The sequence below is a fragment of the Amycolatopsis sp. DG1A-15b genome, assembly GCF_030285645.1.
Classification (GTDB): domain Bacteria; phylum Actinomycetota; class Actinomycetes; order Mycobacteriales; family Pseudonocardiaceae; genus Amycolatopsis.
Genome location: NZ_CP127296.1, coordinates 7556855 through 7572068, shown reverse-complemented (window position 1 = coordinate 7572068; position 15214 = coordinate 7556855). Strand labels below are relative to the sequence as shown.

At 72.0% G+C, this 15214-nt stretch carries 17 protein-coding genes; 10 read left to right on the top strand and 7 right to left on the bottom strand.

Annotated features, from left to right (window positions below; translation table 11 throughout):
* Positions 1 to 25 precede the first annotated feature (25 nt).
* The 4 genes from QRY02_RS34850 to QRY02_RS34835 all read left to right on the top strand — a co-directional run bounded on the left by QRY02_RS34850 (position 26) and on the right by QRY02_RS34835 (position 3102).
* Positions 26 to 1150, top strand: coding sequence for a hypothetical protein (locus tag QRY02_RS34850; RefSeq protein WP_285987038.1), 1125 nt, complete (start codon positions 26 to 28; stop codon positions 1148 to 1150).
* 109 nt (positions 1151 to 1259) lie between these two features.
* A complete protein-coding gene (locus QRY02_RS34845) occupies positions 1260 to 2078 on the top strand; it encodes an NUDIX hydrolase (protein ID WP_285987037.1) in 819 nt (272 codons plus the stop codon).
* Positions 2075 to 2845, top strand: a complete 771-nt coding sequence (locus QRY02_RS34840; protein WP_285987036.1) for an MBL fold metallo-hydrolase — start codon at positions 2075 to 2077, stop codon at positions 2843 to 2845. The genes QRY02_RS34845 and QRY02_RS34840 overlap by 4 nt, the downstream gene beginning before the upstream one ends.
* Positions 2842 to 3102: a glutaredoxin domain-containing protein gene (locus QRY02_RS34835; RefSeq protein ID WP_285987035.1), complete on the top strand. Its 261-nt coding sequence runs from the start codon at positions 2842 to 2844 to the stop codon at positions 3100 to 3102. Before QRY02_RS34840 ends, QRY02_RS34835 begins: the two co-directional genes overlap by 4 nt.
* Here QRY02_RS34835 and QRY02_RS34830 read toward each other — a convergent pair.
* Positions 3074 to 4246 (bottom strand): carboxylesterase family protein, encoded by a 1173-nt coding sequence (locus tag QRY02_RS34830; protein WP_285987034.1) that lies wholly within the window; start codon positions 4244 to 4246, stop codon positions 3074 to 3076. The two genes, QRY02_RS34835 and QRY02_RS34830, sit on opposite strands and share 29 nt — an antisense overlap.
* A complete protein-coding gene (locus QRY02_RS34825; RefSeq protein ID WP_285987033.1) occupies positions 4243 to 5064 on the bottom strand; it encodes a VOC family protein in 822 nt (273 codons plus the stop codon). Before QRY02_RS34825 ends, QRY02_RS34830 begins: the two co-directional genes overlap by 4 nt.
* Before the next feature lie 83 nt (positions 5065 to 5147).
* Between QRY02_RS34825 and QRY02_RS34820 the strand changes: the two genes are divergently transcribed.
* Together QRY02_RS34820 and QRY02_RS34815 are read left to right on the top strand one after the other, a co-directional pair.
* Positions 5148 to 6113, top strand: a complete 966-nt coding sequence (locus tag QRY02_RS34820; protein ID WP_285987032.1) for an Lrp/AsnC family transcriptional regulator — start codon at positions 5148 to 5150, stop codon at positions 6111 to 6113.
* 19 nt (positions 6114 to 6132) lie between these two features.
* Positions 6133 to 7095, top strand: coding sequence for a hypothetical protein (locus QRY02_RS34815; protein WP_285987031.1), 963 nt, complete (start codon positions 6133 to 6135; stop codon positions 7093 to 7095).
* Here the strand turns inward: QRY02_RS34815 and QRY02_RS34810 are convergent.
* From QRY02_RS34810 to QRY02_RS34795, 4 genes are all read right to left on the bottom strand, one after another.
* The gene (locus QRY02_RS34810) at positions 7085 to 8146 is read right to left on the bottom strand and encodes a DNA polymerase III subunit beta (RefSeq protein ID WP_285987030.1); all 1062 of its coding nucleotides are present in this window, start codon (positions 8144 to 8146) and stop codon (positions 7085 to 7087) included. The two genes, QRY02_RS34815 and QRY02_RS34810, sit on opposite strands and share 11 nt — an antisense overlap.
* Positions 8147 to 8186: 40 nt before the next feature.
* Positions 8187 to 9440 carry an MFS transporter gene (locus QRY02_RS34805; protein ID WP_285987029.1) on the bottom strand — a complete coding sequence of 418 codons (1254 nt, stop codon included), beginning with the start codon at positions 9438 to 9440 and terminating at the stop codon, positions 8187 to 8189.
* Between the two features lie 421 nt (positions 9441 to 9861).
* Entirely contained in the window at positions 9862 to 10536 is a 675-nt protein-coding gene (locus tag QRY02_RS34800; RefSeq protein ID WP_003081747.1) for a Crp/Fnr family transcriptional regulator, read from the bottom strand.
* A gap of 149 nt (positions 10537 to 10685) precedes the next feature.
* Positions 10686 to 10937 carry a hypothetical protein gene (locus QRY02_RS34795; protein ID WP_013230551.1) on the bottom strand — a complete coding sequence of 84 codons (252 nt, stop codon included), beginning with the start codon at positions 10935 to 10937 and terminating at the stop codon, positions 10686 to 10688.
* Positions 10938 to 11163: 226 nt separating this feature from the next.
* Here QRY02_RS34795 and nth point away from each other — a divergent pair, with 226 nt between their 5' ends.
* The 4 genes from nth to QRY02_RS34775 are packed head-to-tail and all read left to right on the top strand — an operon-like array spanning position 11164 to position 14327.
* A complete protein-coding gene (gene nth, locus QRY02_RS34790) occupies positions 11164 to 11847 on the top strand; it encodes an endonuclease III (protein WP_285987028.1) in 684 nt (227 codons plus the stop codon).
* Positions 11844 to 12443 carry a TlpA family protein disulfide reductase gene (locus tag QRY02_RS34785; protein WP_285987027.1) on the top strand — a complete coding sequence of 200 codons (600 nt, stop codon included), beginning with the start codon at positions 11844 to 11846 and terminating at the stop codon, positions 12441 to 12443. The genes nth and QRY02_RS34785 overlap by 4 nt, the downstream gene beginning before the upstream one ends.
* Entirely contained in the window at positions 12440 to 13138 is a 699-nt protein-coding gene (locus QRY02_RS34780) for an NUDIX hydrolase (RefSeq protein ID WP_285987026.1), read from the top strand. Before QRY02_RS34785 ends, QRY02_RS34780 begins: the two co-directional genes overlap by 4 nt.
* Before the next feature lie 4 nt (positions 13139 to 13142).
* Positions 13143 to 14327 (top strand): MarP family serine protease, encoded by a 1185-nt coding sequence (locus tag QRY02_RS34775; protein ID WP_285987025.1) that lies wholly within the window; start codon positions 13143 to 13145, stop codon positions 14325 to 14327.
* Here QRY02_RS34775 and QRY02_RS34770 read toward each other — a convergent pair.
* The gene (locus tag QRY02_RS34770) at positions 14324 to 15205 is read right to left on the bottom strand and encodes a GntR family transcriptional regulator (RefSeq protein ID WP_285987024.1); all 882 of its coding nucleotides are present in this window, start codon (positions 15203 to 15205) and stop codon (positions 14324 to 14326) included. The genes QRY02_RS34775 and QRY02_RS34770 overlap by 4 nt on opposite strands.
* Positions 15206 to 15214 lie beyond the last annotated feature (9 nt).

The following is a 15214-nucleotide window of genomic DNA, read 5'->3' as shown; positions in this document are numbered from 1 at the left end:
CAGCGAGCTGGGAGGGAGCAAGGCAATGGTGGAGGTCCACGACGGCCCGCCCATGGACGGGTTCTCGGTGCCCCTGCGCCTGCACAACCTGTTGCTGGCCCTGGCGGGCCGGATCGACGACAGCGCGCTCACCGAAGCTCGTGAGCTGATCGCGCGGGCCCACATCGACGAGGCGGTCGAGCTGACCACCGGCACGCTCATCGCGGGCCGGATCCCGGTCAGCTCCGCCGAGCAGCGCGAGCTGGCGCTGGTACTCGAGATGAGCCGGTCGGACGCGACGCTGGCGAACGATCTGCTGGTCGACGAGGCCGAGCCGGTCAACACGCACCGGTTCAGCGGCGACAACGCCCCGGAGTTCGGCATCGCCGAGGCGCTCGACCGGACCCTGCAGGTGCTGCCGGACGTCCGCTCGGTGCACGCGGTGTGGCGCAACACCCCGGCGGGCAGCGTGCCGGGCGCGCTGCCGCAGCGGGTGGTGCTCGTCGAGCTGGGCCCGGAGGGCAACCCGCCCGCCGTCGCGTTCCGCGTCGACACGGCGTTGCGCCGGGCCGGGATCCACTCCGTCGTCGAGGTCAGCGGTCCGGGCGTCGCCCATTCCGAGTACCACCAGGCCGCTTCGGCCGCCGCGTCGCCGGCCTGGGTGACCGGGACGACGTCGTCGCCCGCGTCGACGTACCGTCCCGAGCCGGCCAAGCCGTCGGCCCCGGTGTCGTCGGAGCCGGTCGCGGAGTCGGGCAGCCGGCACAGCATGCGGTCGAGCAGCACCACGACGGCGCCGGCCGAGCCGGTCGCCCCGGTGGTGCCGATCGTGACGCCACCCGCCCCCGAGCCGTCCCGCAAGGCGCGGTCGGAGACGCGGGCGGAGCGCACCGCCGACCTGACCCCGGCCGAGGTGGCGCAGCTGCGGCAGGCGCTGGCCGAGGACCCGGAGAAGGGCCGCGAGATCGCCGCGGGCAAGCCGTCGATGCACGAGGTCGTCGAGCTGCCGGCGCTGGACCTGGACGACCCGAGCCTGAGCGAGCGCGACCGGGCGCTGCTGCGTGAGCTGCACGCCGAGCTGGCCGAGCGCGAGCGGGCCGAGGCGGCGAAGATGCGCCTCAACGGCGCGTCCCGCTCCGGTGGCGACCAGCGCGGCTGGACCGCACCCTAGGTTCGCTTCGCACCAGGGCGGCACTTCCCCGTGGAAGTGCCGCCTTTGTGCTGTCCGGCGTGCCACAACTGCGCGACGGGACGCCGGGTGCCGGAGGTATGTTGCCCGGGTGGAGCAGCCAAAGGAGTTTGTCTTCGACATCCCGGTCGGCGCCGGGGTCGCCACCCGTGCCAACGCCGACGGCCCGCCGGCGACGCCGAAGGACGCGGCCACCGTCGTCCTGGTCCGTGACGGCGCCGACGGCGTCGAGGTCTTCCTCCAGCACCGGGTCAAGGGCATGCCGTTCGCGGGCGGGATGACCGTCTTCCCCGGCGGCGGGGTCGACCGGCGCGACGCCGACACGTCGGTGGCGTGGGCCGGGCCCGACCCGGCGTGGTGGGCTGCGCGGTTCGGCTGCGACGACGCGCTCGCGCGGGCGCTGACCTGCGCGGCCGTGCGCGAGACGTTCGAAGAGTCCGGCGTGCTGCTCGCGGGCGGCGCGGACGCGGTGCTCACCGACGTCACGCCGTACGCGGCGGCGCGCCAGGCCCTGGAGACGCGGGAGGTGTCGCTGGCCGGGTTCCTCGCCGGGGCGGGACTGACGCTGCGGGCCGACCTGCTGCGTCCGTGGGCGCACTGGATCACGCCCGAGCAGGAGCCGCGCCGGTACGACACCCGGTTCTACGTCGCGAAGCTGCCCGAAGGCCAGGAAGCCGACGGGGCGACGTCGGAGGCGTCGAGCTCCGGCTGGCAGCGCCCGGAAGACGCCATCGCCGACGCGCGCGAGGGCCGCCGGATGCTGATGCCGCCGACGTGGCTGACGCTGAGCGAGCTGGCGGCGTTCGCCACCGCCGACGACGTCCTGAGCGCGCCGCGCGAAATCGTCCGGATCGCCCCGACGCTGGTCCGTGAGAACGACCACGTCCGCGTCGTGCTGGAGCAGCGATGACCGCCCCCGCGTACGGCGTGCTGCGCCAGGTGTCCGAGACGGCGTCGGTGCTGCTGGAGAACAACCCGTCGTCGATGACGCTCGAAGGCACCAACAGCTGGGTGCTGCGGGCGACGCCGTCGAGCCCGGCCGTGGTCGTCGATCCGGGCTACCGCGACCTCGCGCACCTCGAGCTGCTGGCCGGAGTCGGCGCGGTGGAGCTGATCCTGCTCACGCACTGCCACCCCGACCACGCCGAGGGCGCACCGTGGTTCGCCGAGCGCACCGGCGCGCCGGTGCGGGCGTTCGACCCTGCTCTGTGCATCGATGCTTCGTCCTTTGTGGACGAGGAAGTGATTTCGGCGGGCGGCCTTTCCCTTCGTGTCCTGCACACCCCCGGGCACACCGACGACTCGGTGTCGCTGGTCCTCGACGGCCAGGTGCTGACCGGCGACACGATCCTCGGGCGCGGCACCACGGTGCTGCACGACCTCGGCGACTACCTGCGTTCGCTGCGGAAGCTGATCGAGCTGCCGGCCGGGACGGTCGGCCTGCCCGGTCACGGTCCGGAGCTCCCCGACCTGCCCGCGACCGCGCGTGAGTACCTCGCCCACCGGGAACAGCGGCTCGACCAGGTGCGTTCGGCCTTGAAGACGCTCGGGGCGGACGCCACCCCGCGCCAGGTCGTCGAAGTCGTCTACGCCGACGTCGACCGGGCGCTGTGGGCGCCCGCCGAGTGGAGCGTGCAGGCGCAGCTGGACTACTTGCGGTCGGAGGAGAACGGATGAGCAACGTCGAGGTCGAGTTCTATTGGCGGCCGGGGTGCGGGTTCTGCGCCGCGCTGGAGCGGCCGTTGTCGAAGAGCGGCTTCAACGTCCGCGCGATCAACATCTGGGAGGACCCGGCGGCGGCCGCGCGGGTCCGTGAGGTCGCGAACGGCAACGAGACCGTGCCGACGGTGATCGTCGGATCGCGGGCGATGGTCAACCCCTCCTTCGCCGAGGTCGAGGCGGCGGTCAAGGCAGCTTCAGCTTCGGCGGGGTGAGTGCGCTGGGCCGTTCTCCGTGGAGGAAGGCGGCCCACACCTCCCGCAGGCCGGTCTCGTTCTCGAGGCCCTTCGGGGCGCCGTCGAGCATGGGCGCGGGCCAGACGTCGTGGGTGCCGAAGAGGAACGGGATGTCGATGCAGTGGCAGGCGCCGAACCGGTTGCCCGGGGCGTGCCAGTCGAAGCGGTAGGTGAAGGCGCCGAGCCTCTTCGCCAGCCGGTCGCTGGTGAAGAGGCTGTTCGCTTCGTCGATCGCTCCTCGGGGCGCGTCGGGGACGAAGGCGCGCAGTTCTTCTCGCGTCCAGCTGATCAGCGCGGGGCCTTCGGGTGCCGCTTCGACGAGGTCCTTCGCGACGAGGTCGTCGTCGGCGACGAGCTGGAACGGTGGTTCGATCGAGCCGGGCTTGCCGGGGACCGCGAGCTGAGCGGCGATCAGCCTGGCGACCGGGACCGTGCGGATGTCCTCGCCGGCCAGCGCTTCGGCGAGCCGCCCGGCGGACACGGCGGCTTCGTCCGGTGTGGACGGTCGCAGGCCGAGGGGTGCGCTCTGCAGCGCGATCCGCTTGACCAGGCCCTTCGCCCGCGGCGCCGACCAGAGGGCGAGCGTCGACTGCGCCCCGGCCGACTGCCCGCCGAGGGTGACTTCGGCCGGATTCCCGCCGAACGCGGCGATGTTGTCCCGCACCCATTCCAGCGCGGCGAGCTGATCGGCGATCCCGAGGTTCGGCGGCACCCCGTCCAGCGCGGCGAAGCCGAGGGCGCCGAGCCGGTAGTTGAGCGTCACGACGACGGCGTCGGCGTCGCGGGCCAGGCGCGTGCCGGTGTACCAGACCTGGCCGCCGGAGCCGCTGGAGAACCCGCCACCGTGGATCCACACCAGTACCGGACGGCTTCCGGTGGCCGACGGCGTGAAGACGTTGAGGGAGAGGCAGTCTTCGCTCTGCGGCAGGGGCATCGGGCCGAGGGCGTGTTCCAGCCGTGACGGCGGCTGCGGTGCGGCGGGGCCGGCTTCGAGCGCGTCTTTGACACCGCTCCACGGCTTCGGCGGCTTCGGTGCTTCGAAGCGTTTCGCGGTGGCGTACGGGATGCCTTTGAACGCGCCTTGCGCGCCGCGGATCCGGCCGGTGGTGGTTTCGACGATCATCGTGCCTCCTCGAAGTACACCGCGGCACCGAAGGCGTCTTCGGCGCGGACGAAGAACCCGCGGTCGTGGGTGGTGGTCGGGACGTGCTCCTCGATCAGTTTCCGCGCCGCCGCGAGATCCGCCACCACGACGCCGTGGGCGGCGAAGTACGGCAGCTTCCGCGGGGTTTCGCCGGGCAGGACGGCGTCGAGGTCGCTCACGCCGGCGATGTCGACCGGTGCGTGGCCACCGGTGATGACGTCGTAGCGCCGCCGGTACTCGCCGGCCTCGTCATCGGGGACGACGAGGAGGATCCCGGCCACGGCGCGGGCGCCGTTGGGATGCCCGAGGTAGCGCGGCTGGTGGAGGTACTCCGGGGTGAGGTGCTCGGCCGTGTGGAGGATGCCCTCGGGGGTGCGGTCCCGGCTGATGTGGACGCTGCGGAACCGTGCGGTGCGCGTGCCTTCCGGCAGTTCGACGTCGCGTTGCAGCTTCAGCACCCCGGACGTCGAGAGCCCGGCTTCTCGCAGCCGCCTCTCGGCGGCGTCGGAGTCGTCGACGCCGAAGGAGCAGCCGTGGAGGCCGTCGCCGCGGGCGTCGAGGAGGGGCAGGACGCGCCACGGATCGCCGGCCGTCTCGTCGACGATGCCGATCAGTTCGAGGAACGAGCCACCGAAGTAGGCGCACCGGTTCGCTGTGCAGCTCGGCACGAGGTCGTCGCTGCCGGTGCGGGACGCGAAGTGCCGCGACGGCGGGCTCAGCGTGAAGCCGAGTTGTTCGTAGCGCCGCCAGGTGTCCGCGTGGTTCCTGGTCAGGAAGACCGTGTGGTCGATGTCCATGCTTCCAGCGTGAGCGGCTTCGCCGGGGCGTTCCATCCACGACGGGATCGTGCGCGAAATCCGACATCACTTAGGCTGATCTGGTGGAATCCGGCCTGCTCGACGACCTCGACCGTCGCCTGGCGCACGCGCTGCAGCTGGACGGCCGGGCGTCGTTCAGCACCATCGCGGCGGTGCTGGGTGTCTCGGACCAGACGATCGCGCGCCGGTACCGGAAGCTGCGGTCGGCCGGCGTGCTGCGGGTGGTCGGCGTGCCGGAGGCGGCACCGCTGGGCCAGGTCCACTGGCTGGTGCGGCTGCGCTGCGTCCCCGACGCGGCGGCGGCGATCGCGGCGGGGCTGGCCCGACGCGACGACACGCAGTGGGTGAGCCTGATGTCGGGCGGGACGGAGATCGTGTGTTTCGTCCGGGCGCCGCTGCGGGAGCAGGCGGACGGCTTGCTGCTGGGTCAGCTGCCGAGGACGCCCCGGGTGGTGTCGATGACGGCGTACCGGCTGCTGCGCCGTTTCGCGGGCGGCCCGGCGGGCTGGCCGGGCCGCGCCGGCGCACTGTCGGCTTCGGAGGTGTCTTCGCTGCGCCGTATTCCTTCGGGCGGCCCCTACCGGCCGGAGCCGGAGGACGCGGCCTTGCTGGCCGCCCTGGCCCACGACGCCCGAGCCGATATGTCGACATTGGCGGCGGCCTGCGGACGTTCGGAGTCGACGGTCCGCCGTCGCCTGGAGGCGTTGCGCGCATCGGGAGCGGTGTACTTCGACGTGGAGGTGGACGCGGCCCTGCTGGGCTACCCCCTGACGGCGACGCTCTGGCTGACGGTGGCGCCATCGGCATTGGAATCGGCGGGCCGCGCACTGGCGGGCCACCCCCAGGTGGCATTCGCGGCGGCCACGACGGGCCCGGCCAACCTGGTGGCGAACGTGGGCTGCCGCGACGACGCGGCGTTGTATTCGTATTTGGCCGACGACCTGGGCGGGCTGCCGGGAGTGCAGCAGGTGGAGACGGCACCGATGATCCGGACGCTGAAGCGCTTCGGCACGCTGGAGCCGGTGTAGCGCGGGCGACGCACTGCCTGTGGAAGACGAGCACGCCATCGGCTTCGTACTCAACGGCGAGCGGCACCACTTGAGTCGCGCCGAAGTGCTGAGCGCGGCTGTCCGGGGCGCCCCCGAGCCGATTCGCACCCATTGGGTCACCATCGGAGACCAGCGGTGGCCACCCAGACAGATCTTCGAGCGCGCCCTCGGGGTGTCGCGATCCGAGTTCATCTCGCACTACGCGATCCGGCAGCTCCGCCGGCTCGGCTTCCCGACCAGTCCGCTCCCGCGCGAGCCAGAAGTTCAGGGTGAACCGGAGCACCCTGCCGAGTCCCTGGTGCCTGAGAGCGATCTCGGTGCGGCGGTCAAGTCCTTCATCGACCTGCACCAGTTCTTCGGCCAGGAAGACCTTTCCCGTCGCGTTGGCCGGTTGGAAGAGCGCCTGGAAGGCGCCGACAACGAAACCGTCGAGGAGCGCGTGGCGCCCGAGGGGTTGACCGATGACCTGCTCAAAGGCGCGCTGCTCGTGCGGCAGCACGCCGGCCGGGTCAACGACCTCATCCACGCGGCGATGATCGTCCGGGCTTTGCCGAAGATCCTCGAGCCGGGCGAACGCATCGTTCGGCGGCCGTCGCTGGCCTCGGGGAACGACGGAAGCCGCAAGTTCGACCTCGAAACCGACCGCCGGGTGGCCGAGTTCAAAGCCGCCCAGTGGAAGGGCCGCGACACGATGCGCAAACGCATGCTCGTCGCCGACCTGGTGGGTCTGGTCCTCGAGCGCGGGGATCATCGCGCCGAGCTGTACGTGCTCGGTCGCCTGCCCATCGACTACCTGCGCAACAGCACCTCGACGGTCGAATGGGCGCTCGGTCGTTCGTCACCTCATCTCCGGAACGCCTACGAGCAGCGTTTCGGTAGCGCCGCGCTGACCGTCAGCCAGTTCACCGCCGGGCCGGCGGCCGAAGTCGTCCTCCGGGATCTGACCGAGATCATCGGCTGAGCATCGGCATCAGGTAGTACGTCAGCTCCACCTCCCCAGGCTCCGCAGCCCGCAGGATGCACGCCCGCATCCCCGGCTGGATCGACAGCACCACCCGCTCGCCCGCGAACGCCGCCAACGCGTCCAGCAGGTACCGGGCCTGGAACGACGGCGACGTCCGGCCGCCGCTGACGTCGGCCTTCAGCGTCTCCTCCGCCTCGCCCGTGTCCTGCCGGGCGCTTGCCAACCGGACCTGGGTGTCGCCGACCTCCAACGTCAGGACTCGCCTGTCCTCCGCGTACACCCCCACGCGACGGACCGCCGCCACCAAGGCGTCCGCCTGCAGCGACACCGTCGTGTCCACCGTGCCCGAGGGGATCGAGTCCTCCGACAGGAAGCCAGCGTCGAGGACCGCCGTCGCGACCAGGCCTCCGTGCCAGCTCACCCCGAACCGGCCCGGGCCCATGTGGAGGCCCACCTTTCCCCGCGCCTGCCGGGCCGCTTCCGACAGCAGGGCCGCCGGGACCAGGACGTCCAAGTTGCCCGGCGAGGACAGGGGCAGCCGGGCGACCGCCATCCGATAACGGTCGGACGCCGTCAACGTCAGCCGATCACCGGCGGCCTGCACGCGGACGCCCGTGAACAGCGGCAGCGGGTCGTCCTTCGCCGCCGTGCCCGCGACGATCCGCAACGCCGAGGCGAACGCCGCTCCGTCCACTTCGGACACCTGGGCCGGTGGGTCCGGAGCAAGACCGGATTCGGACAACAGCGGCAGCGCGAACCGGGCGTTGTCCAGCCGCAACGCCAGGCGCGTGCCTTCGACGACCAGGCGGACCAGTTCCGTGTCGAGCACCTTGAGCGTCTCCGCCAGCGGGGCCGCGGGGATGACGACCGAGCCGTCGGTGTGCGTGGTCGCCGGGCAGCCGAACCGGACGGCGAGGTCCGAGGCCACCCCGGCGACCGTCAGCCCGGCCGCGTCCGCCGCCAACCGCAGACCGGCGCGGGCGGGCAGCAGGCGTGACGCGGCGGAGACGGCCGCCGAGAGGCGGTGGGCAGGCGCGGTGACGTCCATGCCGGCAAGCTAGCGGCCGGCACCGACAAAAACCGCCGGACTACGCGTTGACCAGCTCGGGAACCGGAGCGGACGGGGCCGCACGGACCGTGCCGCGCAGCAGCCACACGACCAGCGCGAGCACCAGCCCGGCCACACTCGCCGCCAGGAAGGCCGCGCCCGGGCCGGCGTGCTCGACGACGTACCCGCTGATCGACTGGCCGGCCGCCAGCCCCAGCGTCACGGCCGTGAGCACCCAGCCGAACGCCTCGGCCGCGGTCCCGGCCGGCGCGACCACCTCGATCGCCGTCGAGTGGGCCGTCGACTGCGGTGTGATCAACGCGCCCGCCAGCAGCATCATCAGCGCCAGGCCCCACAGCGAGGACGGCCACGCGAGCAGCGCGACCAGCGCACCGAACCCGCCGAGCAGGACCGGCAGCCGCAGGCCCAGCCGGCGCGGCCACGGCCGCAGGCTGTAGGCGACGCCGAACGCGACCGAGCTCAGCGACCACGCCGACAGCAGCAGGCCACCCACGGACGCGTGGCCCGCTTCGGTGGCCGAGGCCGGCACGGCGACCTCGACGAACCCGATCACGACGCCGAAGCCCAGTGCGGCGATGGCCAGCGTGCGCATGCCCGGGCTGGCCAGTGCGCCCAGCAGTGACTTCGAAGAACCCGGAACAGGGCCCCACGCCCGCACGGCCGGGCTCAGGGCGAACAGCACCGCGCCGGTGAACTGCAGCGCCACCCCGAGCACCAGGCCGGTGCCCGCCCACGGCGCCATGACCAGCAGCCCGGCCACGCCGGGGCCGAGGATGAAGAAGACCTCCATGCTGATCGCCTCGTACGAGTAGGCGGCGTTGCGCGGGCCGCCCGGCGGGAGCAGCCGTCCCCACAGCGCCCGCGACGCCGACCCGACCATCGGCTCGGTCAGCCCGGTGAGGGCGCCGAGCGAGACCAGCACGGCGGTCGCGGCGTGCGACTCGATGGCCGTGACCAGCGCGCTCATCGACAGCGCCAGCATGACCGAGACGGTGAGCAGCGGCCGCGTCGGCCCGAACCGGTCGATCAGCCTGCCCTGCACCACCGCACCCACCGAAACACCGACGAGTGAACCGGCCGAGACGAGCCCGGCGACGGCGAAGGAACCCGTCTCGCGCTGGACGTAGAGCAGGGCCGAGATGCCGATCATGGCGATCGGCAGGCGGGCGAGCACGGCCGCGACGACGGGCCACCGGACCGCCCGGGTCGTCAGCGCGGTCCGGTAGTCGGCGAGAGACGTGCGGCTTTCGTGGTTCGACACAGACTGGGACACGCGTACGAGTATGCCGCAGACTGGTACGTCAGTACCAGTTATTTGACGGTCAGGTGCGTCACCGGCAGACTGGCCGTAGATCTTGTGCTCGGCACAAGAGATCTCGATCAGGTAACACTCACGATATTCTCCGTGGACTCCTGCAACGAAACGGCCCAGGCAGCGTCCTTGAGAGTGAATGGCCTTGAATTCGTGGGTATGGGCCGTGATGGTTGAACAACAGCACAGAAAAACCCAGCTCCCTCCGGCACACGGGTCGGGGCCTGGCCCGGAGGGCGGGGAGCGCGGATCGTCGGGGGATGGTCCGCGCAACAACGAAGAGCCGGTGCGCCACGTCGGGGGTGGCGCCCGGCTCTTTGTTGTGCGTCATGAAGAAGGCCTCCTCACCCGCCGGGGTGAGGAGGCCTTCGACGTAACGGACTCAGCGGGCCCGGCGGGCCAGGCGCTCCGGGTCGAGGATCAGCACGCTCTTGCCCTCGAGCCGCAGCCAGCCACGGTGGGCGAAGTCGGCGAGCGCCTTGTTGACGGTCTCGCGCGACGCCCCGACGTACTGGGCGATCTCTTCCTGGGTCAGGTCGTGCGTGACCCGCAGCAGGCCCGCCTCCTGGCTGCCGAACCGCTGCGCGAGCTGCAGCAGCGCCCGCGCCACGCGGCCCGGGACGTCGGTGAAGATCAGTTCGGCGACCATGTTGTTCGTCCGGCGCAGCCGGCGCGCGACGACGCGCAGCAGCTGCTCGGCGATCTCCGGGCGGGTCGAGATCCACTGCCGCAGCGCCGGGCGGTCCATGGTGACCGCGCGGACCTCGGTGACCGTGGTCGCGCTCGACGTCCGGGGGCCGGGGTCGAAGATGGACAGCTCGCCGAACATGTCGGACGGGCCGAAGATGCCCAGCAGGTTCTCGCGGCCGTCCGGGGACTTGCGGCCGATCTTCACCTTGCCGGACTGGATGATGTACAGCTTGTCGCCGGGTTCACCCTCGTTGAAGATGACATGGCCGCGGGGGAACTCCACGGATTCCAAGGTCTGGGCCAGCGCCTCCGCCGCTGCCGGCTCCACACCCTGGAAAATGCCCGCACGGGCCAGGGTTTCGTCCACCTCGGGTGCCTCCTCGTCGAGAAACGATCACGCTCCCCCGTGCCTGGAGGAGCGTGACGCCGATCACTTGCGCGTCAGTCTAGGGCGTACTCCCGAGATCGCTCGCCGGACTCGCGCACGGCGGAAACGATCTCGTTCGAACGTGGAGCCTAACTCCGCACACGACGCGCGCGTAGCCTGGCTGCCCGTCCGCCCAGCCTACGCAGCCGGAACAGCTCCAGCGCGCGGCCGATGCCGTGCCCGTAGAGCGCCCTGACCTCGTTGGGCTGCGCCTGCTCGAGGAACTCTTCGACCTCGTTCTCCTGCACCGCGACGTGCTTGAGCCTGCTCTCCACCCGCTCCATGAACAGCGCGAAGAACATGATGACCAGGGGGACCAGGATGACGAACCAGACGGTCATGACCGGACCCCGAAACACTCAGTGAGAAGCATGTACTCCAGATCCTCGCTCATGGCGGCCGGAAAACGCGCCGAGGTGGTGCTCTGGCGTGTCGGTCGTCCACCGGTGCAGTGCCCGGCTCGTCCGACGGCGCCCGTAGGCTATCGGGGTGCCACCTGCCACCACGAACGCCCCCCGTGAGGGCGCTGGTGAAAGCCGGTTAGCTCTGGTGAGACGCGCCAGGCGGATGAAGCGTTGCCTCGACGACGTGTATCCGGACGCCCACTGCGAGCTCGACTTCACCACGCCATTGGAACTGCTGGTCGCGGTCGTGCTGTCCGCGCAGACCACCGACGTCCGGGTGAACCTCGTCACGCCCGCGCTCTTCAAGCGCTACCGGACCGCCGCCGACTACGCGGGTGCCGACCGCACCGAGCTGGAGGAGTACCTCCGGAGCACCGGCTTCTACCGGGCGAAGGCGAACTCGGTGATGGGCCTGGGCGCGGCGCTGGTCGAGCGCTTCGACGGCGAGGTCCCGGCCAAGCTCGAAGACCTGGTCACCCTGCCCGGCGTCGGCCGCAAGACCGCCAACGTCGTCCTCGGCAACGCCTTCGACGTCCCGGGCATCACCGTCGACACCCACTTCGGCCGGCTGGTCCGGCGCTGGGGCTGGACGGCGGAGGAGGACCCGGTCAAGGTCGAGCACGCGATCGGCGAGCTGATCCCCCGCAAGGAGTGGACGATGCTCTCGCACCGGGTGATCTTCCACGGCCGCCGCGTCTGCCACGCCAAGAAGCCGGCCTGCGGCGCCTGCCCGCTGGCCAGGGACTGCCCGTCGTACGGCACCGGCCCGACCGGGTTCGACGAAGCCGCGAAGCTGGTCAAAGGCGTCGAGAAGGACCACATCCTGGCCATGGCTGCGCCTCGGTGACGAGAGTCACCAAGTGGGCGTTGGCCGCCGCCGTGCTGGCGGTGGCGCTGCTCGTCGCGCTGCTGCCGCGCGGAGGTGACGACCCGGCCGCGAAGCCGTCGGAGGACCTTGCGCCCGCCCGGGCCGCGGCGGCGCTCCAGCCGTGCCCGGCACCGGGGCCGGCGCAGCCGGTGAAGCAGCTCGAAGGCGTCACGGCGGAGTGCCTCGGCGACGGCGTGCGCGTCGACGTCGGCAAGGCCCTCGCCGGTGCTCCGGTGCTGGTCAACGTGTGGGCGTCGTGGTGCGAGCCGTGCCGGACCGAGCTGCCCGTGCTGCAGGAGTACGCGCAGCGGCCGGGTGCCGTGCGCGTGCTCGGCGTCCAGGTGCAGAGCCCGGCGAAGGACGGCCTGGACCTGCTGGCGAAGCTGGGCGTGCACCTGCCCTCGGTGTACGACGGCAACGGGCAGACCGGTCCGGTCCGGGCCGCGCTGAAGGTGCCTTCGGCGCTCCCGGCGTCCTACTTGGTCACCGCCGGCGGTGTGGTGCGGTTCATCGCGAATCCTCGCTCGTTCGTGAACACTGACCAGGTGCGCGCGGCAGTCGAGGGGGCAAGGTGATCGGACCGCTGGTCGAACCCGAGTCGGTTCCCGAGTGGCTCCGGCCGCTGGTCAAGGTGAGCGGTGAGGTCGACGCCAAGACGTTCACGCGGTTCAGCCCGCCCGAAGACGCCTACCCGCGTCCCGCCGCGGTGCTCATCCTCTTCGGCGAGCGCGAAGCCGACGGCGAGCCGGACATCCTGCTGCAGCGCCGCGCCGACACGCTGGGCTCGCACGCCGGCCAGGTCGCCTTCCCCGGCGGCGGTGCCGAGGAGGGCGACGGCGGCCCGGTCGGGACCGCGCTGCGCGAGGCCGAAGAAGAGACCGGCGTAGTCCCCGCCGGCGTCCGGCCGATCGCGGTGCTGCCGGAACTGTTCGTCCCGGTGTCCGGGTTCGCCGTGACGCCGGTGCTGGCGCACTGGGCGGAGCCGTCGCCGGTGCACGCGGTCGACCCGGCCGAGACGGCGTCGGTCGCGCGCGTCGCCATCGCCGACCTGGTCGACCCGGCCAACCGGTTCACGGTGCAGAAGAAGGGCATGCCCTGGAAGGGGCCGGCCTTCGAGGTCGGCGGCCTCTTCGTGTGGGGGTTCACCGCCGGGCTGCTGTCGGTCCTCCTGAGCCTGGGAGGCTGGGAGCGCGAATGGGACCCGGGCGACGTCCGGGACCTCGACGAGGCGCTGGCCGCGTTCCAAGCGCGGGTTGTGAGCGGGGAGTGACGCGGTGAACTGGGTCGATGTCGTGGTGCTGCTGCTGGCCGTGCTGGCGGCGGTGTCCGGCGCATACCAGGGCGTGATCATCGCGCTGCCGTCGCTCGTCGGCGTCGTGCTCGGGGCGGTCGCCGGGATCAAGCTCGCGCCGGTCGTGGTCTCGTTCTTCGACGACCCCGTCTGGAAGGTCGCCTTCGCGGTGGCCACCGTCGTCTTCCTGGTCGCCTTCGGCGAGGCGATCGGCGTGTACGTGGGCCGCCGGCTGCGGCAGAAGATCAACCCGGACAAGCTCTCCGGCATCGACAAGACGCTCGGCGCGGTCGTGCAGGCCCTGGTCGTGTTCGTGGTGGCGTGGTTGATCGCGACGCCGCTGACAGCCGTGTCCGGTGCGCCGTGGCTGGCCAAGGCGATCAACAACTCGGTGGTGCTCGGCAAGGTCAACGACACCATGCCGGAGGCCGCCCAGGGCTTCCCGAGCCAGCTGCGCAAGCTGCTCGACGCGTCCGGCTTCCCGTCCATCGTGGACCCGTTCCAGAAGGCCCCGACGGCGGACACCTCGCCGCCGGACCCGGCGTTGCAGAGCAGTGAGATCGTCCAGCAGCTGCACGGCAGCGTGGTCAAGATCCGCGGCAGCGCGAGTTCGTGCTCGCGGTCGCTCGAAGGCAGCGGGTTCGTGATCGCGCCGCAGCGGGTGATGACGAACGCGCACGTCGTGGCCGGTACCGACACCGTCGGCATCGAGACGACCCAAGGCGACTACCCCGCGCGCGTCGTCTACTTCGACCCGGAGGTCGACATCGCGGTGCTCGCGGTACCGCGGCTGAAGGCCGAGCCGCTCCCGTTCGCGCCGGAGACGGCGGGGGCGGGCGACAGCGCGGTCGTGCTCGGTTACCCGCTCGACGGCCCGTACCGGGCGACGCCGGCGCGTGTGCGCGGCCGGATCAACCTGCGCGGCCCGGACATCTACGAGGCGAACACCGTGCAGCGGGACGTCTTCACGGTCCGCGCCGAGATCCGCAGCGGCAACTCCGGCGGCCCGATGGTGACCCCGGACGGCAGGGTCATCGGCGTCGTCTTCGGCGCGGCGGTGGAGGACCCGGAGACCGGCTTCACGCTGACGGCCGAGCAGGTGCGCGCCGAAGTCGACGCGGCGCCGTCCCAGACGACGAACGTGTCCACCGGCTCCTGCGCGGCCTAACGCCCGAACCGCAGCGCCAGGCCGTCGAGCAGGGCCCGCATGCCCAGCTCGAAGATGTCGTCCAGCACCAGGTCGTAGCCGGTCTCGGTGAGTTCGGCGAGCATCCTGGCGAACGTCGGGTGCCCGGCCGTCATCGCCGCCACGGCGGGGCCCTGGTGGTCCATCCAGTCGTCCTCGGTCAGCCCGGACGACGCCAGGGCGCTCTGCTCGCGCTCCAGGTGGACCGCCATCCCCTGGACGTGGCCGAAGAACAGGACGTGCAGGTCGCACAGCGTCGCCGCGTCGACGCCCAGCTCGGACAGCGCCGACAGGGCCCACTCGCCGTGCACGGCCAGGTTGCGCAGCGGCAGCGGCCGCGTGATCGGCCCCAGCTGAGCCAGCCACGGGTGCCGCCGGAAGAGCGCCCAGAGCGTCCGGCCGCCGAGCGTCAGCCGTTCGCGCCAGTCGCCGGACGGCTTCGCGGGATAGCCGCCCTCGCCGAACGCGGCGTCGGCCATGAGCAGCACCAGCTCGTCCTTGCCCCGCACGTACCGGTACGGCGCCATCGCCGCGACCCCGAGCCGGGCGGCGACGCCGCGCATGGACAGGGCGCCGAGGCCCTCGGTGTCGGCGATGGCGACGGCGGTCCGCACGAGCTGCTCCCGAGTCAGCCCTCGCTGAGCGCCGCGGCGGTCCCGGTCGGCGACGACCGTGCCGGACCGCGGTTCGGCACGGACGAGGCCTTCCTGGGTCAGCCGGTCCAGCGCCTTCGCGGCGGTCGCCAGCGCGACTCCGTGGTCGGCCGCGAGCCGCCGGGTCGAGGGCACCCGCGCACCCGGCGGGAGCTCACCGCGCACGATCCGCTCCCGCAGTGCGTCGGCGATGGCCACGTACTTCACGACGTCTCC